Source organism: Sedimentibacter saalensis, assembly GCF_007830175.1.
GTDB lineage: Bacteria > Bacillota > Clostridia > Tissierellales > Sedimentibacteraceae > Sedimentibacter > Sedimentibacter saalensis.
Genome location: NZ_VLKH01000001.1, coordinates 167,919 through 191,862, shown reverse-complemented (window position 1 = coordinate 191,862; position 23,944 = coordinate 167,919). Strand labels below are relative to the sequence as shown.

At 38.4% G+C, this 23,944-nt stretch carries 22 protein-coding genes, 1 riboswitch and 1 other annotated feature; of the genes, 12 read left to right on the top strand and 10 right to left on the bottom strand.

Going from position 1 to position 23,944, the window contains the following annotated elements; translation table 11 throughout:
• Positions 1–14: 14 nt before the first annotated feature.
• Positions 15–590, bottom strand: coding sequence for a TetR/AcrR family transcriptional regulator (locus tag LY60_RS00855; RefSeq protein WP_145078674.1), 576 nt, complete (start codon positions 588–590; stop codon positions 15–17).
• 198 nt (positions 591–788) lie between these two features.
• Positions 789–902: riboswitch (FMN riboswitch) on the top strand.
• Positions 903–1,219: 317 nt separating this feature from the next.
• Between LY60_RS00855 and ribD the strand changes: the two genes are divergently transcribed.
• The 6 genes from ribD (at position 1,220) to LY60_RS00825 (ending at position 5,905) form a co-directional block, all read left to right on the top strand.
• Positions 1,220–2,329, top strand: coding sequence for a bifunctional diaminohydroxyphosphoribosylaminopyrimidine deaminase/5-amino-6-(5-phosphoribosylamino)uracil reductase RibD (gene ribD / locus LY60_RS00850; protein WP_145078671.1), 1,110 nt, complete (start codon positions 1,220–1,222; stop codon positions 2,327–2,329).
• A 1-nt stretch (position 2,330) separates the two neighbouring features.
• A complete protein-coding gene (locus LY60_RS00845; protein WP_019227507.1) occupies positions 2,331–2,984 on the top strand; it encodes a riboflavin synthase in 654 nt (217 codons plus the stop codon).
• An 8-nt stretch (positions 2,985–2,992) separates the two neighbouring features.
• On the top strand, positions 2,993–4,186 hold the full coding sequence (locus LY60_RS00840; RefSeq protein ID WP_145078668.1) for a bifunctional 3,4-dihydroxy-2-butanone-4-phosphate synthase/GTP cyclohydrolase II: 1,194 nt from the start codon (positions 2,993–2,995) through the stop codon (positions 4,184–4,186).
• Positions 4,187–4,199: 13 nt separating this feature from the next.
• Entirely contained in the window at positions 4,200–4,667 is a 468-nt protein-coding gene (gene ribH, locus LY60_RS00835) for a 6,7-dimethyl-8-ribityllumazine synthase (protein WP_145078665.1), read from the top strand.
• The gene (locus tag LY60_RS00830; RefSeq protein ID WP_246145331.1) at positions 4,651–5,325 is read left to right on the top strand and encodes an HAD family hydrolase; all 675 of its coding nucleotides are present in this window, start codon (positions 4,651–4,653) and stop codon (positions 5,323–5,325) included. The genes ribH and LY60_RS00830 overlap by 17 nt, the downstream gene beginning before the upstream one ends.
• A 103-nt stretch (positions 5,326–5,428) precedes the next feature.
• The gene (locus tag LY60_RS00825) at positions 5,429–5,905 is read left to right on the top strand and encodes an acyl-CoA thioesterase (RefSeq protein WP_246145330.1); all 477 of its coding nucleotides are present in this window, start codon (positions 5,429–5,431) and stop codon (positions 5,903–5,905) included.
• 225 nt (positions 5,906–6,130) lie between these two features.
• On the opposite strand, the gene LY60_RS00820 is transcribed toward LY60_RS00825, so the two are convergent.
• A complete protein-coding gene (locus tag LY60_RS00820) occupies positions 6,131–6,790 on the bottom strand; it encodes a YczE/YyaS/YitT family protein (protein ID WP_145078659.1) in 660 nt (219 codons plus the stop codon).
• A 201-nt stretch (positions 6,791–6,991) separates the two neighbouring features.
• On the opposite strand from LY60_RS00820, the gene LY60_RS00815 reads away from it, so the two are divergent.
• The 3 genes from LY60_RS00815 to yyaC all read left to right on the top strand — a co-directional run bounded on the left by LY60_RS00815 (position 6,992) and on the right by yyaC (position 8,981).
• Positions 6,992–7,582, top strand: coding sequence for a TetR/AcrR family transcriptional regulator (locus LY60_RS00815; protein ID WP_145078656.1), 591 nt, complete (start codon positions 6,992–6,994; stop codon positions 7,580–7,582).
• Positions 7,583–7,603: 21 nt separating this feature from the next.
• The gene (locus LY60_RS00810; RefSeq protein WP_145078653.1) at positions 7,604–8,344 is read left to right on the top strand and encodes a DUF975 family protein; all 741 of its coding nucleotides are present in this window, start codon (positions 7,604–7,606) and stop codon (positions 8,342–8,344) included.
• Positions 8,345–8,417: 73 nt separating this feature from the next.
• Positions 8,418–8,981, top strand: a complete 564-nt coding sequence (gene yyaC, locus LY60_RS00805) for a spore protease YyaC (protein WP_145078650.1) — start codon at positions 8,418–8,420, stop codon at positions 8,979–8,981.
• 168 nt (positions 8,982–9,149) lie between these two features.
• Here yyaC and leuB read toward each other — a convergent pair whose 3' ends face one another.
• The 8 genes from leuB to LY60_RS00765 all read right to left on the bottom strand — a co-directional run bounded on the left by leuB (position 9,150) and on the right by LY60_RS00765 (position 19,469).
• Positions 9,150–10,211 carry a 3-isopropylmalate dehydrogenase gene (gene leuB / locus LY60_RS00800; RefSeq protein WP_145078647.1) on the bottom strand — a complete coding sequence of 354 codons (1,062 nt, stop codon included), beginning with the start codon at positions 10,209–10,211 and terminating at the stop codon, positions 9,150–9,152.
• Positions 10,212–10,502: 291 nt separating this feature from the next.
• Positions 10,503–10,997: a 3-isopropylmalate dehydratase small subunit gene (gene leuD / locus LY60_RS00795; RefSeq protein WP_145078644.1), complete on the bottom strand. Its 495-nt coding sequence runs from the start codon at positions 10,995–10,997 to the stop codon at positions 10,503–10,505.
• A 22-nt stretch (positions 10,998–11,019) separates the two neighbouring features.
• A complete protein-coding gene (gene leuC / locus LY60_RS00790) occupies positions 11,020–12,285 on the bottom strand; it encodes a 3-isopropylmalate dehydratase large subunit (protein WP_145078641.1) in 1,266 nt (421 codons plus the stop codon).
• Between the two features lie 10 nt (positions 12,286–12,295).
• Positions 12,296–13,819 (bottom strand): 2-isopropylmalate synthase, encoded by a 1,524-nt coding sequence (locus LY60_RS00785; RefSeq protein ID WP_145078638.1) that lies wholly within the window; start codon positions 13,817–13,819, stop codon positions 12,296–12,298.
• A gap of 84 nt (positions 13,820–13,903) precedes the next feature.
• Positions 13,904–14,142 (bottom strand) — a binding site (T-box leader).
• 148 nt (positions 14,143–14,290) lie between these two features.
• Positions 14,291–15,664: a S41 family peptidase gene (locus tag LY60_RS00780; protein WP_145078635.1), complete on the bottom strand. Its 1,374-nt coding sequence runs from the start codon at positions 15,662–15,664 to the stop codon at positions 14,291–14,293.
• Between the two features lie 92 nt (positions 15,665–15,756).
• Positions 15,757–16,926 (bottom strand): amidohydrolase, encoded by a 1,170-nt coding sequence (locus tag LY60_RS00775; protein WP_145078632.1) that lies wholly within the window; start codon positions 16,924–16,926, stop codon positions 15,757–15,759.
• Between the two features lie 13 nt (positions 16,927–16,939).
• Positions 16,940–18,115 carry an amidohydrolase gene (locus LY60_RS00770; protein ID WP_145078629.1) on the bottom strand — a complete coding sequence of 392 codons (1,176 nt, stop codon included), beginning with the start codon at positions 18,113–18,115 and terminating at the stop codon, positions 16,940–16,942.
• 67 nt (positions 18,116–18,182) lie between these two features.
• A complete protein-coding gene (locus LY60_RS00765) occupies positions 18,183–19,469 on the bottom strand; it encodes an L-cysteine desulfidase family protein (protein ID WP_145078626.1) in 1,287 nt (428 codons plus the stop codon).
• 344 nt (positions 19,470–19,813) lie between these two features.
• Here LY60_RS00765 and LY60_RS00760 point away from each other — a divergent pair, with 344 nt between their 5' ends.
• The 3 genes from LY60_RS00760 (at position 19,814) to LY60_RS00750 (ending at position 23,938) form a co-directional block, all read left to right on the top strand.
• Complete coding sequence (locus LY60_RS00760; protein ID WP_170226059.1) at positions 19,814–21,133, top strand: bifunctional folylpolyglutamate synthase/dihydrofolate synthase; 1,320 nt, start codon at positions 19,814–19,816, stop codon at positions 21,131–21,133.
• Positions 21,134–21,143: 10 nt separating this feature from the next.
• On the top strand, positions 21,144–22,877 hold the full coding sequence (locus tag LY60_RS00755; protein ID WP_145078620.1) for a sigma-54 interaction domain-containing protein: 1,734 nt from the start codon (positions 21,144–21,146) through the stop codon (positions 22,875–22,877).
• A 107-nt stretch (positions 22,878–22,984) separates the two neighbouring features.
• Positions 22,985–23,938 carry a DUF2232 domain-containing protein gene (locus tag LY60_RS00750; RefSeq protein ID WP_145078617.1) on the top strand — a complete coding sequence of 318 codons (954 nt, stop codon included), beginning with the start codon at positions 22,985–22,987 and terminating at the stop codon, positions 23,936–23,938.
• Positions 23,939–23,944: the final 6 nt, after the last annotated feature.

Genomic DNA, 23,944 nt, shown 5'->3' with positions numbered 1-23,944 from the left:
CGGTGGATTTTATTTTAACTAATGGAATTTAAAAGATATTTTACTTGTCTGACCATATTATCCTTGACGGGGTAATTGGCTCCGCGTTTTGTCCATTCAAGCATATATCCTCTTATTATAACAAATATTGTTGAAGCAAGGTCTTCATCATCAATGCTTATTTTAAAGAATTTATCTTCAATTCCTATATCTATGATATCTTTAAGGACATTGTAAATTTTTTTGTGTTGATTCAGAGAACCTTTGGCTGCTTCTTCTAAAGACGTGCGAATTACAAGAAGGTTAGCATAATAACCCCATTGTTCCACATATAAACCAAAATGTGTGACAAAATCAATTATATCTTCGATTGCAGTAAAATGGCTGCATATATTGTCTTTGTTCAATAAAAAATATTCATCCATGAGCTGATACATTTCCTGCACAATTGAATCTTTTGAGCTGAAATAATGATAGAATGAACCTATAGAAATGTCTGCATTTTCGCAGATGTCTTTTATGGTGACATTTTTCAGGCCTTCTTCATCCATTAAATTTACTATTACATCAACGATTGTCTTTTTCTTTGAGATTGATTTGTATAAGTTCAAGATTCATCACCGCCATTAAGATTATATTATACAGAATTAAAAAAATCAATGATTTAGTATACAAAAAATCCCTCTTTTGTGGGATTTTTGGCATATTTGTTCAGACTGAATCAATTGTCTCTAAATATATCAATTGACAAATTTAATAAAAAATATTTGACAATCAAATGATTTGGTATTATAATCACAATAAATTGAATATATCTTCAGGGCAGGGTGAAATTCCCGACCGGCGGTAAAGTCCGCGAGCCGAAAGGTTGACTTGGTGAAATTCCAAGACCGACAGTAAAGTCTGGATGGGAGAAGAAAGACGAATATATTTTTGTATTCGTAATTTTGAACATACGGTTCTGAAGACTATCTTCAGAACCTTTTATTATGCCCTAACCCAATTGTTGAGACCGTAGATTTCTGTTATTCTGAGAGCTTGCTCGAAGAATCTCATCTTTCAATCTAAAACGAGATCCTTTGCTACGCTCAGGATGACAAGAACAGGCTTTCAGTGATTGGAAAAATGAGAAATTGTAATTTTTGCCCGTACAATTTTCCGCACTATGAATACAATTATAAAATTTGGGTATCAAGAAGTAAAAGATGAAATTTTGGAAATTATAATCCTGGAGGTGACTATGGAATCTAAAGACATGTTTTATATGAAAAAAGCATTGGATTTGTCCTTGAAGGGAATAGGAAAAACCAGTCCAAATCCTCTTGTGGGAGCGATAATTGTTAAGAACGGCAAAATCATAGGCGAAGGATACCATGAATATTACGGAGGTCCTCACGCCGAGGTAAATGCAATAAACAATTCCCATGAAGATGTGGAAGGATCAACTATTTATGTGACACTTGAGCCCTGCTCACATTATGGAAAGACACCTCCATGCGCTGATCTATTGGTTGAAAAGAAAATTGCCAGGGCAGTTGTTGCAATGATTGATCCAAATCCTAAAGTGGCAGGAAAAGGAATATCCATACTAATGCAAAACGGCATCGAAGTTGTCACAGGTGTTCTTGAGGCGGAGGCACAAAAAATTAATGAAATTTTCCTAAAGTTCATACGAGAAAAAAAACCTTTTTGTATACTGAAGACTGCCATGACATTAGACGGCAAAATTGCCACAAGCACAGGGGAGTCAATGTGGATAACTAACGAAAAATCAAGACATTATGTGCATGAATTAAGAAATCGGGTTTCAGGAATAATGGTTGGTGTAAACACCATAATAAAAGATGATCCATCTCTTACTACAAGGCTTAAAAACGGAGGAACGGATGCAACAAGAATAATTGTTGACTCTAGTTTGAGAATACCGCCTGATTCAAAAGTGCTTAGTATTGATTCAGACAAAAAAACTATCATTGCCACAACTGACAGAGCCGACAAACAAAAAATAGAACTATTGAAAGGGTTTAACAACGTCCAGGTTGTAATTACTCCGGAATTCGATTCAAAAGTTGATTTATCATATTTGTTTGACTGGCTGGGCAGCGAAGGTATTGACAGTGTACTGGTTGAAGGAGGCTCAACTCTTAATTTTTCCATAATTGAAAGGAAACTTGCAGACAAGGTAGTGGCTTTCATTGCTCCTAAAATAATAGGAGGAGATGAAGCAAAGACGCCGGTTGGAGGAAAAGGGTTTGAACATCTTAAGGATGCAGTGAGTCTTAAGAATATAAAAATAAGCCATTTTGATGATGACATAATGATTGAAGCTTATGTTAGAAAGGATAGTTAATATGTTTACGGGATTGATTGAAGAAGTAGGTACAATGGAAGGTGCTGAAAATGGAGGAAAGTCCATGAAGCTAACCATTAAGGCTAAAAAAGTTCTTGAAAATGTTAGGCTTGGGGACAGCATAAGCACAAACGGCGTATGTCTGACAGTAGCAAGTTTTACAAACAGTTCATTTACTGTTGATGTAATGCCTGAAACCATGCGAAAGACAAACCTTGGCAAACTTAAGAAAGGCAGTCCTGTCAATCTTGAAAGGGCACTTAAAGTGAGTGACAGACTTGGAGGCCACATAGTTTCCGGGCACATAGACGGAACAGGAACCATAAAGGAATATAAGGATGAAGACAACGCAACCTGGCTCACGGTTGAAACTACAAGCAATGTAATTAAGTACATAATACCAAAGGGTTCTGTTGCAATTGACGGAACGAGCCTTACGGTTGTTGATACAGACAATAATTCATTCAGGGTGTCTCTCATACCTGTTACAAAGGAAGAAACAGTCTTGCTTAAGAAAAGAATAGGGGATGAAGTGAATCTTGAATGTGACATTGTGGGAAAATACATTGAAAGATTTCTTACTTTCAAAAGTGATGAAAAACAGGAAACAAGCAAAATAGATATGAAATTTTTAGCTGACAATGGTTTTTTATAGGAGGAAATATGTTTAATACGATTGAAGAAGCAATTCAGGAACTCAAAAGAGGAAACATGGTAATAGTAATTGATGACGAGGACAGAGAAAATGAAGGCGATTTGCTCATGGCTGCAGAAAAGGTAAAGCCGGAGCACATCAATTTCATGGCGAAGTATGGAAGAGGTCTCATATGCCTTCCAATGCTCAAGGAAAGGCTTGATGAACTCAACATAAAGAGTATGGTTACAAACAATACGGACCCAAAGGAAACGGCATTCACTGTTTCTGTTGATTCAAACAGATCTACAACAGGAATATCAGCTCATGAAAGGGCACAGACTATACAGCACATGCTTGAAAAGGATGCAAAGCCTTCAGAGTTCAACAGACCGGGACATATTTTTCCTCTGGTTGCAAAAGACGGCGGAGTGCTGGTGCGAACAGGACATACGGAAGCATCTGTTGACCTGGCAAGACTGGCCGGTCTATATCCTGCAGGAGTAATCTGCGAAATAATGAATGAAGACGGTACCATGGCAAGGGTTCCGGACCTTGAAAAATATGCAGAGAAGTTTGACTTGAAGCTTATTACAATTAAGGACCTTGTTGAGTACAGGCGCAAAAAGGAAGTGCTTGTGGAAAAAGTTGCTGAAGCAAGCATGCCTACAAAATTCGGTGATTTTAAAATGATAGGATTCATCAATAAAATCACAGGAGAGCATCATGTGGCTCTTGTTAAAGGCGATGTAGAGACAGAGGAACCTGTGCTTGTGAGGGTTCACTCGGAATGCCTCACGGGAGATGCTTTCGGTTCCTTAAGGTGCGACTGCGGTGATCAGATGCATGAAGCATTGATGCGCATTGAGGAAGAAGGAAGAGGAGTTCTTTTATACATGAGGCAGGAAGGAAGAGGAATAGGCCTCATCAACAAAATCAGGGCATATTCACTGCAGGACCAGGGAATGGACACTGTGGAAGCAAACCTTGCTCTTGGATTCGAGGAAGATTTAAGAGATTACGGAATTGGGGCGCAGATATTATATGCTCTTGGAATCAGAAAAATAAGGCTCATGACAAACAATCCTCAAAAGATTATAGGTCTGTCAGGCTTTGGAATTGAAGTTGTAGGCAAGGAAAATATTCAGGTGGAAAGCAACGAAAAAAATGAATTTTATTTAAAAACAAAAAAAGAAAAAATGGGTCACGATTTACAATTTTAATAGGAGGATGAACATGAGAATATATGAAGGAAGATTAACATCAAACAATAAGAAATACGGTATAGTGGTAGGAAGATTCAACGAATTTATTGGAGGAAAGCTTTTGGCCGGAGCACTGGATGCTCTGAAAAGACACGGTGTAAATGAAGAAGAAATTGAAGTTGCCTGGGTTCCGGGAGCTTTTGAAATACCTCTGGCTGCAAAAAAAATGGCACAGTCCGGCAAGTACAGCGCCGTTATATGCCTTGGGGCAGTAATAAAAGGATCTACTCCTCATTTTGACTTTGTTTCAAGCGAAGTGTCAAAAGGAATAGCCAACGTTTCTCTGGAAACCGGACTTCCGGTAGTCTTTGGAGTGCTCACTACAGACACAATTGAACAGGCTATTGAAAGAGCAGGAACAAAGGCAGGAAACAAGGGTTATGATGCTGCCTGCACAGCAATTGAAATGGTAAATCTCTTTGATGAGCTTGAGAAGTAAAATGAAGTTTCCGGGTGTCAAAACAATATATTTTGATTTTGACGGAACACTTAACAACAGCATCAAAATTTACTCGCCTGCTTTCAGAATGGCCTATGATTTTCTTGTAGAAAATAAAAAAGCAGAATCAAGAGAGTGGAAGGATGATGAAATTTCCAGATGGCTTGGGTACACCAGGATTGAGATGTGGGACGATTTCATGAAAGATCTGGATGAAACATTTAAAGACAGAGCCGGAGCAATAATCGGTAGAGAAATGCATAATCAGCTGCTTTCAGGAAATGGCTGTCTTTATGACAATGCAGCAGAAGTACTCCAATCACTTAAAAAAAGAGGTTTAAAGCTTGTATTTTTAAGCAACTGCAGTGTAAGGTACATGGAAGCAGCTGTTGCTGCATTCAATCTCGATGGTTATTTTGATGATTTCATTTGTTCTGAAATGTATGATTTCATTCCCAAACATGAGGTTTTAAAAATCATTAAAAACAATTATCCTATGAATCAGGTAATTGTGGGTGACAGATTTCATGATATCGAAGCAGGGGTGAAAAACGAAATATATTCTGTTTACTGCCAGTATGGTTACGGAGAAGAAAAAGAAGGTGACATGGCTTCTGCAAAAATCAAGGACATAAGAGAAATTCTCACTTTGGTATGAGCAATATAAAAATGTAGAAATGTTTAATGCAATTTGATATAATCATCCAATGAAAGAGGTGTATTAAATAGAAGCCAAGACAGTAGAACAATCTAAAATAATAATGGGAAGTCTCATGCAGCCGGAGCATGCCAACATAGCAGGAAATGTCCACGGCGGCGAAATAATGAAAATGATGGACAACGCATCAGGTATAGCTGCAATGAGACATTGCAGGTCAAGCGTTGTTACTGCGCGAGTAGATAGTCTGGAATTTCATCTTCCCATACATATAGGTAATTATGTTAAGTGTATATGCCAGGTTACATTCGTTGGAATAAGTTCCATTGAGGTTCTGGCAACGGTTATGGTGGAGGACCTGAGGTTTGATGAACCTCCCAAGGTTGCATTGACAGGTTATTTTACATTTGTTGCCCTGGATAAAAATGGGAAACCTGTTGCTGTACCGCCATTGAAGCTTGTGAACGAAGAAGAAGAAAAACTTTTTGAAGAAGGAAAACAAAGATATTTGGCAAGAAAGTCGACAAGGGAAAATGTAGGGGAGGACTACTGTCCTCCCGAAGATAACAAAATTATTTAATAATACGGGCGGATACAAGATGACGTCACTGAAAAAGTCTTTCCTGTCATCCTGAACGACAGTGAAGGATCTCATCTTTGTTGAAAACATGAGATTCTTCGGCTACGCCTCAGAATGACAGTGAATAAATGTATAGTTTTTCAGTGGCCTCTACAAGATCCGCCCCTACAACTTTTGAAAATTAGTTTTGTCAATAGTCTAAGCTATGGAAACATAGCTTTTTATTTATGATTTTGCAAATATAACCTTGAAATTTTTCAATGAATCGAAAAGGCTTTCGTGTACAACAGCCTTTATGTCAAACTTAAGGTATTTGAATGTTGTCTGCATTATGAAGCTTATTCCGAAAACTGCAATTACAGTTCCTATTCCGACCTTTGCTCCAAGAAGGAAGCCTATGATAAGCACTGTGCCTTCAATGAGTCCGCGGATTGCTCCGATTGGAACAGTGGGAAACCTCTTGCCCAGAGCAACCATGAGTGTGTCTCTTGGTCCGCATCCCATGCCGGGGCTTATGTAAAAATAGCTGGCAAAGCTTACTATTACTTGACCTATGACCATAACCAACAAGCCGGCAAAAAAGTTTGTCATCTTAGGCAATATATTCAATGAAAGAAGAATATCAACAAATATACCTATGAGGACGGTGTTCAAGACTGTCCCAATGCCTATTTTTTCCTTTAGAAGCACAACCGAAAACAATATTATAATACCGGTCAATATGCTGACATTTCCATATGAAATTCCAGTTAAGTTCGATACTCCGATTCCGAAAGCATCCCATGGAGCAAGTCCTATGTTTGCATTGATGCTGAACAAAAGACCAACTGAGTATAGTACAAGTCCAAACATTACTTTGGCAGTTCTTTTAATATAATTTTCCACATTTTCACCTTCTTGATGTAATGAAATCATTATATTGTCTTTGAACACCGGTGTCAACAAAATAAAGACAATAATTTTTCAGGGAAGAATAAATTTAGTATTATTAAAAAATATTTGAATATTTTATGATTTCAATAGTAATTGCATAATTAATTTGTTATAATTCAAATGATACTTTAAATATAATGTAAGGAGACTGAAATGGCTGCAGAGAAAATAAACAGCAGAAAAATTCAGGCTGAGGCTACAAAAAACAAAATTTACAAGACTGCAATAAAACTCATGGAACAAAAAGGATTCAACAACATGAAAATTGACGACATATGCACCAAGGCTGGTGTGTCTGTTGGTTCCTTCTACAATTATTTCAAATCCAAGGATGATATTTTAATTGAAATATACAAGAGGGGAGATGTGTATTTCGAAGAAACAGTAAGACCTAATGTCAGCGGAAAAAGCACTGTTGAAAATATAATTGATTTTTTTGAATATTATGCCAGGTACAATGAAATAACAGGTGTTGAAACAACAAAGCAGCTTTTTGCTTCGGCAAATAAACTATACATTTCCAAGGGCAGAAATATGCAGGCAGTTCTTATTGACACAATCAAAAAAGGTCAGGAGTCTGGGGAGATCATTAAAGACTATGGTCCTGAAGGAATAACGGAATATCTTTTTATTGCCGCAAGGGGACTGTGTTATGACTGGGCATCCCATGATGGCAGCTACAATTTGCGTGAAGGAATGAGAAAATATATGAAGCTATTGGTTCAAATATTTGCAGCTAAATAGCTGTTTATAATAGGAGGTAATATGTGGGATAGGGTAGAGCTTAAATCATTAGCAAAGGCGTCTCTTAAAAACAACTACTGGAATGCTTTTTTAGTAAGCTTGGTTTTGATGCTGGTAACAGGCAGAGGAGGAAGTTCAAGAGGCGAAGATACAGGGGAATATTTAGCACGTCATCCGGAATATTATATGATTTTTTTAGTTGTAGTAACTCTTCTTTTAGTATTCAGGGTCTTAGTTGGATATTCGCTGGAAGTTGGTTCAAGGAGGTATTTTGTAAAGCTTTCACAGTACAAAAATACAAAGGGATGTTACGGGTTTTCTTTTGACAGCATGAATTACAAGGGAATTGTATCAACAATGTTTCTTATGAATGTCTACAACATCTTGTGGACGCTGCTTTTTGTTATTCCGGGCATAATAAAAGCATATTCGTACAGGATGGTTCCGTACATACTGGGAGACAATCCAAACATAGGGGCAAATGAGGCAATTACCCTGAGCAGAAAAATGATGGATGGAAACAAATTTGAAGCTTTTGTACTTGATATATCATTTTTGGGATGGTATCTTCTGGGATTATTGGCGCTGGTCATAGGAATGCTTTTCGTGAATCCTTATTACGATGCAACATGTGCACAGCTTTATGTGGCTCTCAGAAAAATTTCGCTGGACAACGGAACGGCAACTTCAGGCGATTTTAATTTAAATGATTTTAACGCACAAGACGGATACAACGATTATGACAGGTACTATCGCGATTAAAAATAAAATTGAATAAATGCTGCACATAAAGCACCCCCTGGCTGTATATACTAATGCATAGGGGGTGTTTCCTTTGAATCCATTGGAAGTGCATTACAAAAACAGCTTTGCAGCCATAAAAATCGGAAATTATCTGGCTGAACATATGAAAAACAATTTTGCTTTGGTATGTATCGGAACAGATAAATGTATAATTGACAGCCTGGGTCCGTTAACCGGAACATTGCTTATGAAAGAAAATTTTTGCGGCGATATTTACGGTACGCTGGAAAAACCTGTCCATGCAATAAATATCAACGATTACATAAAAACATTAAAAAAGAAAAATTATGATAGCATCATAGCGATTGATGCATGCTTAAGCAATAAAAAAAACCAAGGAATAATAGAGGTGCGGGAAGGTTCCATAACTCCCGGAAAGGGAATTGGGAAGCTGCTTCCGGAAATAGGGGATGTTTCAATAATAGGGGTTGTTGATTCAAGCGACAAGGAATTTCATGACCTGGTTCAGGATACAAGGCTTTCCTTAATTTATGAAATGGCTGAAGTCATATGTGAAGGAATACTTCTGGCAGCAGACATGAACAACAGATTTTCTTCGGCCATTAATGAACAGGCATCTCTAAGCAGCACATAAACATGAGGACCTTACGGTCCTCAGACTATTGACAAACCTAATTTCTACATATGGTAGGGGCGGATCTTGTGTCCGCCAGTGCTGTTGATTCAATAACATCTTTTTTGCGGGAGAACACGAGGTTCTCCCCTACAAAATGTGAATTCAAGTTCACGGTCCTCTGTTTTTTTACTTGATGTTTTCTGTTATTATTTTTCCCATCTCCTGTGTGCTGATGGCCTTTTCGCCTTTCTTAGCAATGTCCATGGTTCTGTAACCATCTTTCAATGATTTTTTTACAGCATCTTCTATTGACTGTGCCTCTTTTGGCAATCCCAGGGTATATTTGAGCATCATTGATACGGAAATAATTGTTGCAATGGGGTTTGCCTTTCCCTGACCGGCAATGTCAGGCGCTGAACCATGAATAGGTTCATACATTCCAAAGTTGTTGTCACCTAATGAAGCAGATGGAAGCATTCCTATTGAACCGGTAATCATGCTTGCTTCGTCAGAAAGAATGTCTCCAAACATGTTTTCAGTTACTATGACGTCAAATTGTTTGGGGTTTGTTACAAGCTGCATTGCGGCATTGTCAACATACATGTGGTTTAATTTTACGTCCGGATATTTTTTTGCTGTTTCTTCAACAGTCTTTCTCCACAGCCTTGAAGTTTCAAGCACATTTGATTTATCCACGCTTGTTACTCTCTTGTCTCTTGTTTGGGCAATTTTAAATGCCTGATGGGCAATCCTTTCAATTTCATACTTGGAGTATTCCATGCAGTCACAGGCATAATCTCCTTCGGTAAATTTCTTTCCGAAATAAATACCTCCTGTAAGCTCTCTCAGTATTACAACATCTAAACCTCCTTCAACAATGTCCGGTCTTAAGGGGCATGTGTCCTTCAATTCATCGAACATTATGGCAGGTCTGATATTTGTGTATAAGTTGAGTTCCTTTCTTAATGAAAGAAGTCCCTTTTCAGGTCTTATTTCACTTGGCAGGCTGTCCCATTTAGGTCCGCCAACTGCTCCGAACAAAAGAGCATGGCTTTTTCTGCAGACTTCCAATGTTTCCTCCGGAAGAGGAACTCCGGTCTTGTCTATGGCAGCGCCTCCTGCAAGAGCCTCTGTGTATTCAAATGTGTGACCGTATACTTCTCCTACTTTATTTAAAACCTTGACGGCTTCATCAACTATTTCAGGGCCGATTCCGTCGCCTTTTATAACTGCTATTTTATAATTCATTGAACCCTCCGCTATTAATTTCTACATATTGTAGGGGCGGATCTTGTATCCGCCCGAGGTTATTAATGCGGGAGAGCACAAGGCTCTCCCCTACGCATTGAAATCCGGATTCACCGCTTAATGCCAGATTAACCAGTACGTAGGGGCGGATCTTGTATCCGCCCGTTTTGCTATTTCAATATTTTTTTCGGGAGGACAGTAGTCCTCCCCTACAAAATGTGATTTCAAATTCATCGACAATTACCGATGTTAATTAATTTAAATAACTTGTCATCAACCTAAATTAATTCTTCATTTTTGGATTTTGTTTTTTACGTAATTTACAAGTCCGTCTGCATTGATTATCTGCTCGATGAATTCCGGGAACGGCTCTGCCTGATAAGTTTCATTTTTTGTTATGTTCTTTATAGTGCCGTTTTTGAAATCTACGTTCACTTCGTCGCCAGCTTGTATTTTGTCTGCTGCTTCTTCACATTCAAGTATTGGAAGACCGATGTTAAAAGCATTTCTATAAAAAATTCGGGCGTAGCTTTTAGCAATGACGCATGATATGCCTGCTGCTTTTATGGCTATGGGAGCATGTTCTCTTGATGAGCCGCAGCCAAAGTTTTTCAGTGCCACCATGATATCTCCGTCTTTGACTTCATTGATGAAATTCTTGTCTATGTCTTCCATGCAGTGTGATGCCAAGTCCTTGGGGTCTGTTACATTCAGGTATCTTGCAGGTATGATTACATCTGTATCTATGTCATTGCCGTATTTGAAAACTTTTCCTTGTACAATCATTTTTATTCCTCCGGTATTTTAATTATTTAACTATGTCGCTTGGATCAGCAATTTTTCCTGCTATGGCAGAAGCGGCTGCCACTGCCGGGCTTGCCAGGTACACTTCTGAACCTGTGTGGCCCATGCGGCCTACAAAGTTTCTGTTTGTTGTGGAAATACTTCTTTCTCCGTCTGCCAATATTCCCATGTAGCCTCCCAGGCATGGTCCGCAGGTAGGTGTGCTTATGGCTGCTCCCGCATCGATGAATATTTCAGCCAGCCCTTCAGTGATGCACTGTTTGTAAATAGATTGTGTTGCAGGAATGATTATTGTTCTTACATCCGGATGAACCTTGCGGCCTTTTAATATTTCTGCTGCAACTCTCATGTCTTCTATGCGGCCGTTTGTGCATGAGCCGATAACTGCCTGATGAATTTTAACTTCGCCCACATTATCGATGCTTCTTGTGTTTTCGGGAAGGTGGGGGAATGATACCGTTGATTTCAACGTGCTTAAGTCAATGTCTATTACCTGGTCATATTCTGCATCCTCGTCAGCTTCAAAGATAGTATAATTTTTAACTGAATGTTCTTTCATGTATTCAATGGTCTTTTCATCTACAGGGAAAATTCCGTTTTTTCCGCCTGCTTCAATGGCCATGTTAGCAATTGAAAAGCGGTCATCCATTGAAAGTTCCTTTACACCGTCTCCTGTGAATTCCATTGATTTGTACAAAGCTCCGTCAACTCCGATTTTTCCAATGATGTAGAGAATGACGTCTTTGCCGCTTATCCATCTGTTTGGCTTTCCTGTGAGGTTAAACTTTATTGCTGAAGGAACTTTAAGCCACACCTGACCTGTTGCCATTCCGGCGGCCATGTCTGTGGAACCAATGCCTGTTGAAAAAGCTCCCAGGGCGCCGTAAGTGCATGTGTGAGAATCTGCTCCAATGCATGTTTCGCCTGCAACAATGAGTCCCTTTTCAGGAATAAGAGCGTGCTCGATTCCCATTTGTCCCACATCAAAGAAATTCGTGATTTCCTGTTCCTTGGCGAATTCTCTTGATATTTTGCACTGCTGTGCTGATTTTATATCCTTATTTGGAACAAAGTGGTCAAGAACAATGACTACCTTGTCTTTGTGATATATTTTTTCTGCCCCCATTTTTTTGAATTCCTTAATGGCTACAGGGGCTGTTATGTCATTGCCAAGTACCAGATCAAGGTTCATTTCAATAAATTGTCCTGCTTTTACTTCATTCAATCCTGCATGTGCTGCCAGGATTTTTTGTGTCATTGTCATACCCATGATAATCTCCTCATTGTACAATATTTTGTTTTTCATATATCATTTTGTTTATTGCATTTATATAAGCGGTAATGCTGGCTTCAATAATATCGGTGCTCATTCCTCTTCCAACGAACTTCTCACCGTTGTCGCTCAATCTTACCATAACGTCTCCCAGTGCATCTTCGCCTTCTGTGATTGAATTGATTGAGAAATCATCAAGCCGGTAGTCCCTGCCCAATATTTTTTCTATGGCTTTAAATGAAGCGTATATGGGACCATCGCCTGTTGCAACTTCTTCTCTGATCATTTTGTCTTTTTTGATTGAAACTGTTGCTGTAGGTGTTATAACGTTGCCGGTGTTAATTACATAATTGTGAAGCTCGTATGTTCTTGGAACATCAATTTTTTGTCTTGAAACCAATGCTTCGATGTCCTTGTCGAATACATCTTTCTTTTTGTCTGCCAGTGCCTTGAACTTTTTGAATGCTTCATCCAGTTCTTCGTTTGTCAGCTTGTAACCCAATTGTTCCAATTTGTCCCTGAATGCGTGCCTTCCGGAGTGTTTCCCAAGAACAAGCTTGTTTTTGTCAAGCCCCACAGATTCAGGAGTCATTATTTCATAAGTCTGTTTGTTTTTCAAAACTCCATGCTGGTGAATGCCTGACTCGTGAGAAAATGCATTGTTTCCTACAATTGCCTTGTTGGGCTGTACCTTGATGCCGGTTATTCTTGTTAACAGGTTGCTGCTTCTCATTATCTGCTTTGTGTCTATTCTTGTGTCAGCTTTGAAATAGTCTTTTCTTGTCTTTATAGCCATGACTATTTCCTCAAGTGCTGCATTCCCAGCCCTTTCTCCTATTCCGTTTACTGTGCATTCGATTTGAGTGGCTCCTGCTTTTATGGCCGCCAGTGTGTTTGCAACTCCCATGCCCAAATCATTGTGGCAGTGGACAGAAATGTCAACTGTCTTTATTGCCGGGCATTTTTCAGTGATTGAAACTATGAAGTTGTAATATTCATCAGGTGTTGTGTATCCCACAGTATCAGGAATGTTTATTGTTGTTGCTCCTGCCTTGATAGCTGTATCAATGACTCTTGCGATGAAATCAACGTCGCTTCTTGTAGCATCTTCGCATGAAAATTCAATGTCGCTGCATTTAGATTTTGCATAAGAAACCAATTCCTCAGTAGTCTTAACAACCTGCTCCGGTGTCATGTTAAGCTTGTATTCCATGTGTATTGGTGACGTTGCAATGAAGACGTGTATGCGCGGACGAACAGCATATTTCAAACTTTCCCATGCTTTGTCGATGTCATCTTTGTTAGAACGTGCAAGACTGGCAATGGTACAATTTTTTATGTGTTTAGAAATTTCCTGAATTGCCATCAGGTCTCCCGGTGAAGCTGCAGCAAATCCTGCTTCAATAATGTCAACATTCATACGTTCAAGCTGAGTGGCCATCTCGATTTTTTCCTTCAGGTTCATGCTGCAGCCAGGTGACTGCTCTCCGTCTCTTAATGTTGTGTCGAAAATTTTTACTATTCTTTCCATTTGAAACCTCCTGTAATGTTTGTTTGTAATTGCAGAATCTGGCTTCCGATGGAAATAAAAAATCCGTCCATGAAAGCATTAGCTCTCAGGGACGGATATATCCGCGGTACCACCCATATTGTTTATGTATAAAAAAATACACTAAACCACTCGATTCAGATTCTGACAAATCTTAGCCTTTAACGGGGCAACGTATCATCCTACTGTTTTCAGACGATCAGCTCTGGAGCGAGTGTGTTTTCTTGACAGTATCGGCTTTCAGCGTACGCCGACTCTCTGTAACTTGTCATATTGAAAAGTTTTTTCTCCGTCACAGCTTTTGTTGATTAATTTTTATGAATTGTAACAGAGAAAAAAATGTTTGTCAATAGTCTTTTTAGAAAAATTTTTATAAAAATTTTCTAAAAAAAATTCAAGCCGACAATGTTAAACCGTGGCTTGAATTTGTATTTTTATGCAGTGATTAATATATTATTTTGTGAGTACATCCACAGCAGTCTGGAGCTGTTTATCAACTACGCTGTTTTTAGCATGGTCTAAAAGTGAGCTGTACAAAGATTTTTGAGTTGCAAAATCTATGGTGCCGTATGGGTACAAGGAATTGTCTTCCTGGTATTTTATCATCTGGTTAAATGATGATTGGTCATAAACTCCATCAGGATCAGGAACATCATATCCAAGAGTATCAAGAATCATTTCTGCAGCAAGAACATCCAGGCTCACGGAGCCCATGACCGGCTTGTTTGTATTGCTGAATGCAGGAAAACGTGATAAATCCATAGTTTCGTTTTCTACTACTATGTCAGGTGTTATTCCTATTTTATGTACGGGTGTTCTGTCAACTGAAAAATATTCCGCAGTTGTAAATTTAACACCGCTGCCGTTTATAAGAGGGTAGAGCGTCTGCACTATGCCTTTGCCAAAGGACTGTGTTCCTACAATTGTTCCTTCTTTTTTATACTTTACAGCCCCTGCAAAAATTTCAGTGGCGCTGGCACTTCCTTCATTGATGAGCACTGCAATTTCATATTTTTGCTCTTTCAAATCGCTTGTATAAACATCCTCTTTTCCGGTTGCATAGTCCACATAAACAACATCGCCTTCCGTAACAAAGAGGTTGAGCATGTCAACTGCTGCATCAAGAGTTCCGCCTCCGTTGTTTCTCATGTCTATTACTATTTTTTCTACATTGTTTTTGTCAAATTCTGCAAGCTCTTCTTTTACATATTTTACAGTGTTATCTGAAAACTCTGTAACCTTTAGGTATCCTATGTTGTTATCCATAATGTTTCCTTCCACAGAGCTTGTAACAATTGTTCTTCTTGTAAGTTCAAAATTTATGTCTTTTCCGTCTCGTACAACGCCGATTTTAACTTTTGTCCCTTCCTGTCCGCGGATTATCATGGAAGCTTCATTTACAGTGAGACCTGTAATGTCTTTTCCGTCCACATACTTTATGATATCTCCTGCTTTGATTCCTGCTTCAATGGCAGGTGAGCCTGGAAGAGGAGTCAATACAACAACATTACCGTCAACATCTATGATCTGAACTCCTATGCCTGAAAATTCACCTGCAGTGTCTTCAAGCATTGCCTGGTATTCCTTGGGAGTGTAGTATACGCTGTAATCATCAAGTACTCCAAAGAAACCGTCATAAAGTCCGTTCATCACGTCTTCCTGGGAAACTTCATACTGATAATTATCAAGTACAAAATATATTACCTTTTCCATAAAATCAACGTCCTGTTCAAATTTCTCCTTGTCCAGTTCCGTTGCATAGGCTGCTGAGTTCATAGAGAAAATCATCATGGCTGCAGCCAAAAACAAACATATTTTTCTTTTCATGTTTCACCTCGTTAGATTAATCTCATTTAAGTATATTTTAAAAAAGCAATTGTGTAAAGAAAAAACGCTGAAAATAACTTCAGCGTAAAAATTTATTTTTCTGTAAGGTAGTCGTATGCAAATTGAGCTGCCAGGGCTGCCCCCATGTATAATGTGCTTTCATCAACCAGAAAATATTCGCTGTGGTTGTTGTGCACGGCTCCGATTTTTTCATTGTAGCACCCGAAGAATCCAAAGAAGCCTGGTCTGTCGGCCACAAGGTGGCAGTAATCCTCTGCTCCCATTACCTTTTCCATTGATACAAGTGAATCTTCTCCGAAAAGTTTAACTGCAGCATTGTGTGCTATTTTGTTAAGGAGTTCATCTTCATTTGTTATTGGATGAGTGAGGTAGTTGTATTCCAGAGTTGCCTTAACCCCAAGAGCTTCTGCAGTGTTTTCTATTATTTTTCTGAGTTCACCTTCTATGGAGTTTCTGACTTTTTTGTTAAATGCCCTTGTCGTTCCCTCCATCTCCACTTCATTGGCTACTATGTTGAACCTTTGCCCTCCGTTTATGGTTCCCACAGTAACTACAGCAGCCTCAAGAGGGTTGTTTCTTCTGCTCATAAATGACTGTATGTTCATTACTATGGAGGCAGCAGCATAAAGGGCATCATTGCCTAGGTTTGGTGCTGAACCGTGTGATGACACGCCTTCTACAATGATTTTAAATGTGTCGCAGGAAGCCATTCTTTCACCTGGTTCCAGATTGAATTTTCCTGCTTCTATTCCGGACCACACATGTGCGCCGTATACTGCATCAACATCGTCAAGGTATCCATTTTCAACATAATAATGTGAACCAATTCCTGCTTCTTCTCCTGACTGGAAAAGTAGTTTCACTGTTCCCGGCAGTTCATGTCTGATGTCGTTTAGAATCTTTGCTGCTCCAAGCTGTACAGCCATGTGGGTGTCATGTCCGCATGCATGCATGTTGCCGTTGGTTGAAGCAAATGAAAGACCTGTCTTTTCAACAACCGGCAGAGCATCTATATCTGCCCTTAGCATGATTGTCTTCCCTGGTTTTCCGCCTCTGATTATTCCTATGCATCCGTTGTAATCAGGAAAGTGTATGGTTTCTATACCCATTTTCTCCAGCTCTTCCACTAATTTTTTTGTGGTGTTTATTTCATTAAGGCTGAGTTCAGGTATCCCGTGCAAAAAACGTCGTTGTTCTATTATGTAATTTTCATATTTTTTAGCTAGATCTTTAATAGTCATAATGCCTCCAATACTATTTTGATTTTTCTTCAAGAAAATCATATGCAAACTGTGCGTACAGAGCAGCTCCTCTGTGAAGTACACTCTCATCCACAGTGAATTTATCGTTGTGATTTGTATAAATATAACCTTTGTCTGCATTTCTTGTACCTATGAATCCGTAAAAACCAGGAACATTTTCAGCAAGGTATGAAAAGTCTTCGGAGCCCATGAGTTTTGGCATTGGTGTGAGGCTTTCTTTACCATAAAGCTTCACTGCCGCATTTCGTACTATGTTGTTTATGTGGTCATGTTCATTGATTACGGGAGCAGCATAGTATGTATAGTCAAGCTGAGCATTGCAGCCGAGAGCTTTTGCTGTATTTTCAACTATGTTTCTTAAATGCCCTTCAATTTCAGCTCTGACTTCTCTGGAATGGGTCCTTATGGTTCCTTCCATTTCTACATGGTTAGCTATAATGTTAAACCTCTTCCCGCCTTTTATTGTTCCTATGGAAACAACAAGAGGATTTAAAGGATTGTTTATTCTGCTCACTATTGTCTGAATGTTCATGATTATTGATGATGCAGCAATTACAGCATCTTTTCCAAGGTGAGGAGCTGAGCCGTGAGATGATACACCTTCAACTGTTATTTTAAAATTGTCAACTGAAGCCATTCTGTTGCCTGCTTCAAGGTTGAAGTACGGAGCATCAAGCGTTCCCCAGATGTGCATTCCAAATATGGCATCAACACCATCAAGAACTCCGTTCTCAACGTAGTATTTTGCTCCGTAGCATGATTCTTCCGCAGACTGGAACAATAGTTTAACAGTTCCTTTAATTTCTTCTTTCATAGAACATAATATTTTTGATGCACCTAAAAGCATTGAAATGTGAGCATCATGTCCGCATGCATGCATGTTGCCGTTTGTGGAGGCATAGCTAAGACCCGTGTGTTCCTCTACAGGAAGGGCATCTATGTCAGCCCTGAGCATTACAGTCTTTCCGGGCTGTGAGCCGCGTATTGTTCCAACCAGTCCGTTGTAGTCAGGGAAGGTTTCGACTTCAATGCCCATAGATTCCAGGTTTTGTTTAATTTCTTCTGTTGTTTTCACTTCTTCAAAACTGAGTTCCGGAATTGAATGGAAAAATCTCCTGCGCTCAATTATGTAGTCGCTGTATTTCTCAGCTAAATTTTTAATATCCATTTTGCACCTCTCATTTATAAAGTAACCCGGGCTGTGAGCCCGGGAAATGTATTTACTATATATTATGCTAACATTTGTTAAGCATAACTTCTAATATTACTCCATCTGTATTTTTCATGCCGATGTTCGATACATGAGCGAGATTCATTATTGTTTTTTCCGGCGTATCACCCAATATGCCGTTGTCATCGGGAATAAATATGTTTTTAAGGGCCATTTCAGAAGCGTCAACAGCTGCATCAACAGAAATGGACAGCTTGTACGAGCAGCCAAGCTTGGCTCCGTCGCAGAGCATTCCTGAAATTCCTGCCACCATGTTGTTTATGGATGACTTTATTTGTTTGCTGCTTCCATCCAAAAGAAATGTAAGACCTGCAGCACAGCCAACTCCTGCTGCAACACCGCAGCCGCACACGGGAGACAATGCTCCAAGATGGACTTTTACAAATATTGTAACAAGATGACTGAGTGCTACGGCACGGATAATTTTTTCCTCAGGAAGATTTTTTTTGTTTCCTATAAATGCGATCGGTATTATTGCAACAAGTCCATGATTGCCGGAACCTGCGCTGCTCATAACGGGCAGGGGATATCCGGACATTCTTGCTTCAGAAGCTGCAGCAGTGTATGCTTTGGCCATGGAAAATACGTCAGTTGCATTTTTGTAAAAATAATCTCCCATGCCAACACCGGTGTTTTCAGTCAAACCCACATTTGCAATTCTCATGTTCATTTCTATGCCGGTTTTTATGAAATCCAGTTCTTCAATTGGACATTCACCAGCAAAAAGAATCAAATCATCAATGGAATAATTTTTAATTTCATACTTTATCTCATTGCCGGAATTTTGTTTATTTGTTGATTGTATACCCACAGGGGCAGTGTTGTCAAACAGAACATTGTTGTTTTTACTCTCAAAGACAATTCGGCTGTGTGCGTTTTTGATGATGACCGTTGATTTTTCAACGTTTCCTTCGGCATCCACCCTTATGTAAAGCCCGCTTATGTTTTCATTAAGATTAAGCTTTATAATGTCTTTTTTTACTATTTCCAAAGCCTTGTTTATGCTTTTATCGTCAACGTCCTTTAAAACCTCAAGCACATATTCCGATTTTCCTATTACCAGTGACAATGCCGCTGCAAAGACTATTCCGTGCTCGTTGGTTCCGGGTATTCCTACACTCATTCCATTTTTTAATATATTTTTGTCAACCTCAATAGTAAGCTTGCTTACTTCGGTGCCTAAAATTTCCTTTGCTCTTGCAACAGCATATGCCACTGCGCCTGGTTCTGTACACCCCAGAGCAGGTGTAACCTGATTTTTTAATATGTTAATAAGTAAACTTTTATCCATAGCACTACCTCCTTACTGTTAAGTTGCAAAATTCATACCAATTTTTGAATTATTAAAAATCAGCAAAAGTACTAGATAGATTGTGCATAAGATTGTAGAAAATTCTCAAAAATGATACGAGGTTAATGCTTGGTTAAAAACAGTGCTGTTTTTTAAGCAAATTTTAAATTTATTAATTTTGAAAACTGATTATCAATAATGATAATTTTCATCTTTGTTTATCGACAGCAAAACAAACACAATTTAAATATTTTAAAAAATATTTAAATTATATTAATTTAAATTTTGTATAAGAGCATTTTTTATATTATAATATATATAAAATATTAAAGGGGGTGGAATTTTTGAATTACGAACAAGCAATAAGCTATATAAGAGCAGTGCACAACAACGGTACAAAGCTGGGACTTGAAAGAGGATTGCGTCTGGCTGAACTTCTTGGAAATCCCCAGGACAGTTATAAAATTATACACGTTGCAGGCACCAATGGAAAGGGTTCAACCTGCAACATGATACATGATGTTCTTGTTGCATCAGGTTACAAAACCGGCTTATTTATAAGCCCTCATCTTGAAGACTTTACAGAACGCATTCAAATAAATAAAGTCCCTATTGACAAAGAATCACTTGTAAGAATAACGCAGGTTGTAAAAGAAAAAATAGATATAATGCACGAGGAAGGATTCGGAGAATTTACAGAATTTGAAGTTGTTACTGCAATAGGGTTTAAGTATTTTCAGGAGCAGAACATAGATGTCTTGGTGCTGGAAGTAGGAATGGGCGGAAGACATGATGCAAGCAATGTTATAAAAGACAGCGTTGTTTCAGTGATTACATCTATTAGCCTTGATCATACAGAATTTCTGGGAAATACTCTCGGGGAAATTGCATGGGAAAAGGCAGGAATTATTAAGGAAAATTCAAATGTTGTCATATATCCTCAGCAGGATGAAATAGTGGATGTAATAGTTGAAGAAGCTAGAAAGAAAAATTCGAAAACCTATTTGGCTGACCCGGAAAACATAAGGATCATTAAAAGTGATTTAACAGGACAAGTTTTTGAATATATGAAAAAAGATGTGTTCAATATAAATGAACTGAAAATAAATTTTCTTGGAGAACACCAGGTTTTCAATGCAGCAACAGTGCTTTTGGCTTTAGAGGTAATAAAAAAGGCAGGGTTCAACATAACTGAACAAAGCATTGTATCCGGACTTGAAGGGAGCAAATACCCAGGAAGGTTCGAAGTAGTATGCGAAAGTCCTGTGGTTATTCTTGACGGAGCACATAACATCAATGGCATAGAATATTTTTCAAGGACTGTGTCACATAATTTTAAAGACAAAAAAATTACGTTGTTTTATGGAATGCTGAAAGACAAAAACCCTGAATCAGTTTTAAGCTACTTGTTTCCAATAAGCAAGAAAATATACACAATTACTCCAAACAGCCACAGGGCAATGAGTTCTAATGAAATGGCTGAGCTGATTAAAAAACACACAGATGTGGATACTGTGCCTTTACATAATGTTGAGGACATAATAGATATTATTGACAATATGGGCGGGGACGAAGTGGCAGCATTTGTAGGATCATTGTACATGATTGGTGAAGTGAGGACAATCATAAAAAACTATCAGAAAAAACTTAATTTTGGAAAATAGAGGGATTTAAATGAGCGTATTGATGAGCATCAGATCTGAACTCACGCATATAGTGGAAGCTCTAAAGGCGGTTACAAATGTTGACATAATTATAGTTGATGAGAAGCTTGACCGAATTGTTTCAACAGTAGGAAAAAAGTTTGCTTCAGGCAACAAGGCTCCGCTTTTTTCAGCATTTCACAATTGCATCATAACCGGTGAGCAGTATTTTATAGAGGATCCCAAGGATGACAAGATCTGCCGCAACTGTGCTTCTAAGGAAATTTGCAGAGAGCTTGTTGAATTTTGCATACCTGTGAGATTTAACAACGAGATTATAGGTGTTCTTGGTATGTGTGCTTATGATGAGCTGGCTAAGAAAAATCTCCTTACAAACAAGGAGAGCTACATGAATTTTGAAAGCCAGTTAAGCAGGATCATATCCACAATACTCAGTGAAAAAAACATAACACGCAAGCTTGAGTATAGATCCTCTGAGCTTATTACGCTCATAAATTCCATAAATGAAGGAATTATCATCATTAACAACAACAAGGAAATAATCACAATCAACAATTACATCAAGGAAAAATTGAATGTAAAAACAAACACCATGCCTGACATCACTGAGCTTTTGACTGAAAAGGCATATAAAAAGCTTGCATCCCTGCATTTTAATGATCAGGTTGGGCCTGTGACTCTTGAGGGAATGGAATTTGTAATAAATGCAAATCCCATAGTGATTAAGGGTGAACAGGAAGGAATAGTCTTTGTGCTTTCAGACTTTGACAAAATGAAGGAATCTGTTCTTGAAGAAAACAGGAAAAAGGACCTTGTAACATTTGAAGAAATTGTAGGTGAAAGTGAAGCCATACTTCAGGCCAGAAGGGAAGCCATTCAGGTTGCTCAGATGGATGCAGCGGTGCTCATTATGGGTGAGACAGGTACGGGCAAGGAAGTGTTTGCAAGGGCCATTCATTCAGCCAGCAGGAGAAAAGATGACGTGTTCATGGCTGTGAACTGCGGAGCCATTCCTGAAAATTTAATTGAAAGTGAGCTTTTCGGATATGAAAAGGGATCCTTTACCGGAGCAAATAGTTCGGGAAAGGCAGGAAAATTTGAAATATGCAAGGATGGTACCCTTTTCTTGGATGAAATAGGTGATCTTCCTTTCCTCATGCAGGTCAAATTAAACCGTGCTCTTGAGGAAAAGGAAATTGTCAGGGTTGGAGGAAATTCTCCCATTAAAGTAAATCCCAGAATAATATCAGCAACCCACAGAAATTTAAACTCTCTTGCAGAGAAAAATCTGTTCAGAGAGGATCTTTATTACAGGTTAAATGTTGTACCCATACATCTCCCTGCCTTAAGGGACAGGGGTTACGATGTAATTATTCTTGCAAGATTTTTCCTGAATCGTTTTTCTAAAGCATACAGCAAGGACCTTGCAGGATTTACTCCAGAAGCAGAAAAAATTCTCATGAAACACAATTTCCCAGGCAATATTAGGGAACTGAGAAATTTAATAGAATATGCTGTAATTTTCGAGGAAGACAGCATTATCGGAGCACATAATCTTAGAAAGAAAATCGGGAAAGAAAAGGAAACTGAAAACTTAAAGCTGTCTGACCTTACAAAATCTTATGAAAAATCAATCATAACAAACAGAATCAGAAGTCTGGGTGATTCAGTGGACTCAAAAAAAGAAGCAGCCCGCCAGCTTGGAATAAGCATAGCAACTTTGTACAGAAAACTTGAAAGCTGATTTTTATAAACTGTTATTGACTTTTAGGCCTATTCAAATTAATTTTGACTTTATATAGTTTTTAGGGTAAAATAATATATTAGAATTATAAATAAGTTGAGGTAATAATGAACAGAAATTTTAAAACATCCAGTATTACAGAATCAGCAATGATAACGGGAATCCTTGTTATCCTGGCATATCTGTCAAACTTTTTTTCGCTTGTAATGTTTTTTTACCCTACTCCTGCAATTATTCTGGCTAAAAGGAAGGGATTAAAGTATGCAGCACTTTCTTTGATGGCCTCTGATATTTTGGTTTCAATGCTTTTAGGTATTCAAACAGGAATGATATTTCTGATTTTATACACACCGCTTGCCATTGCTCTTGCTTATGGCGTATGTAAGGATGAAGATGCAAACAAAACCATTTTATACGGCTCGGCAGCGTACATGGTTTCTTTTGTTGTGCTTATTCTCTTGATGAATGCTGTAATGGGTGTAAATTTTGTACAGCAGATGACTGAAATGTACGATGAAAGTATTAACATAATGAAAGAGATGGTTTCCAATATGCCTGCAGGAACAAACACCGCAGGTACAGAGCAAATGATTAAAACTTTCGACGATATGGGCAAAACCATGAATTTCATCATAACAAATGTTTTTCCGGCTATTCTGGTTGTTGCTTCTGTCGTGACATCTTATATCAATTACCTGGTTGCAAGCAAATTTGCAAAGCGCTTTTCCATAAGCATAAGGCAACATGAAGGTTTGAGCTATTTTTCATTTCCGAGAACATTTATGGCGGCCATGGCAGCACTTCTTATTTTGTCGTTTGTACTTAATTTGTTCAATATAAATGTAAGCTTGATTCAAGTGAATTTGTTCATGATTGTATTTGCTGCAATGTTTTTCCAGGGATTTGCAGTGTTGAAATTTTTCCTTATGAGATCAAGCATAAACAAGACGTTAAGAACCATAATACTGGCAATGGTCTTATTAATGAGCGGAGGATTTGCTCAGATGCTGGCCATTGTCGGACTTGTGGATTTGGCAATAGATTTGAGAAAGATAAAATAAGTTTTG

What these genes read in the sequence shown, in the direction of transcription:
- ribD (WP_145078671.1), top strand. Translation starts at nt 1,220, where the DNA reads ATGGAATCTAAAGACATGTTTTATATGAAAAAAGCATTGGATTTGTCC.
- LY60_RS00845 (WP_019227507.1), top strand. Translation starts at nt 2,331, where the DNA reads ATGTTTACGGGATTGATTGAAGAAGTAGGTACAATGGAAGGTGCTGAA.
- LY60_RS00840 (WP_145078668.1), top strand. Translation starts at nt 2,993, where the DNA reads ATGTTTAATACGATTGAAGAAGCAATTCAGGAACTCAAAAGAGGAAAC.
- ribH (WP_145078665.1), top strand. Translation starts at nt 4,200, where the DNA reads ATGAGAATATATGAAGGAAGATTAACATCAAACAATAAGAAATACGGT.
- LY60_RS00830 (WP_246145331.1), top strand. Translation starts at nt 4,651, where the DNA reads ATGAGCTTGAGAAGTAAAATGAAGTTTCCGGGTGTCAAAACAATATAT.
- LY60_RS00825 (WP_246145330.1), top strand. Translation starts at nt 5,429, where the DNA reads ATGGGAAGTCTCATGCAGCCGGAGCATGCCAACATAGCAGGAAATGTC.
- LY60_RS00815 (WP_145078656.1), top strand. Translation starts at nt 6,992, where the DNA reads ATGGCTGCAGAGAAAATAAACAGCAGAAAAATTCAGGCTGAGGCTACA.
- LY60_RS00810 (WP_145078653.1), top strand. Translation starts at nt 7,604, where the DNA reads ATGTGGGATAGGGTAGAGCTTAAATCATTAGCAAAGGCGTCTCTTAAA.
- leuB (WP_145078647.1), bottom strand. Translation starts at nt 10,211, where the DNA reads ATGAATTATAAAATAGCAGTTATAAAAGGCGACGGAATCGGCCCTGAA.
- leuD (WP_145078644.1), bottom strand. Translation starts at nt 10,997, where the DNA reads ATGATTGTACAAGGAAAAGTTTTCAAATACGGCAATGACATAGATACA.
- leuC (WP_145078641.1), bottom strand. Translation starts at nt 12,285, where the DNA reads ATGGGTATGACAATGACACAAAAAATCCTGGCAGCACATGCAGGATTG.
- LY60_RS00785 (WP_145078638.1), bottom strand. Translation starts at nt 13,819, where the DNA reads ATGGAAAGAATAGTAAAAATTTTCGACACAACATTAAGAGACGGAGAG.
- LY60_RS00780 (WP_145078635.1), bottom strand. Translation starts at nt 15,664, where the DNA reads ATGAAAAGAAAAATATGTTTGTTTTTGGCTGCAGCCATGATGATTTTC.
- LY60_RS00775 (WP_145078632.1), bottom strand. Translation starts at nt 16,926, where the DNA reads ATGACTATTAAAGATCTAGCTAAAAAATATGAAAATTACATAATAGAA.
- LY60_RS00770 (WP_145078629.1), bottom strand. Translation starts at nt 18,115, where the DNA reads ATGGATATTAAAAATTTAGCTGAGAAATACAGCGACTACATAATTGAG.
- LY60_RS00765 (WP_145078626.1), bottom strand. Translation starts at nt 19,469, where the DNA reads ATGGATAAAAGTTTACTTATTAACATATTAAAAAATCAGGTTACACCT.
- LY60_RS00755 (WP_145078620.1), top strand. Translation starts at nt 21,144, where the DNA reads ATGAGCGTATTGATGAGCATCAGATCTGAACTCACGCATATAGTGGAA.
- LY60_RS00750 (WP_145078617.1), top strand. Translation starts at nt 22,985, where the DNA reads ATGAACAGAAATTTTAAAACATCCAGTATTACAGAATCAGCAATGATA.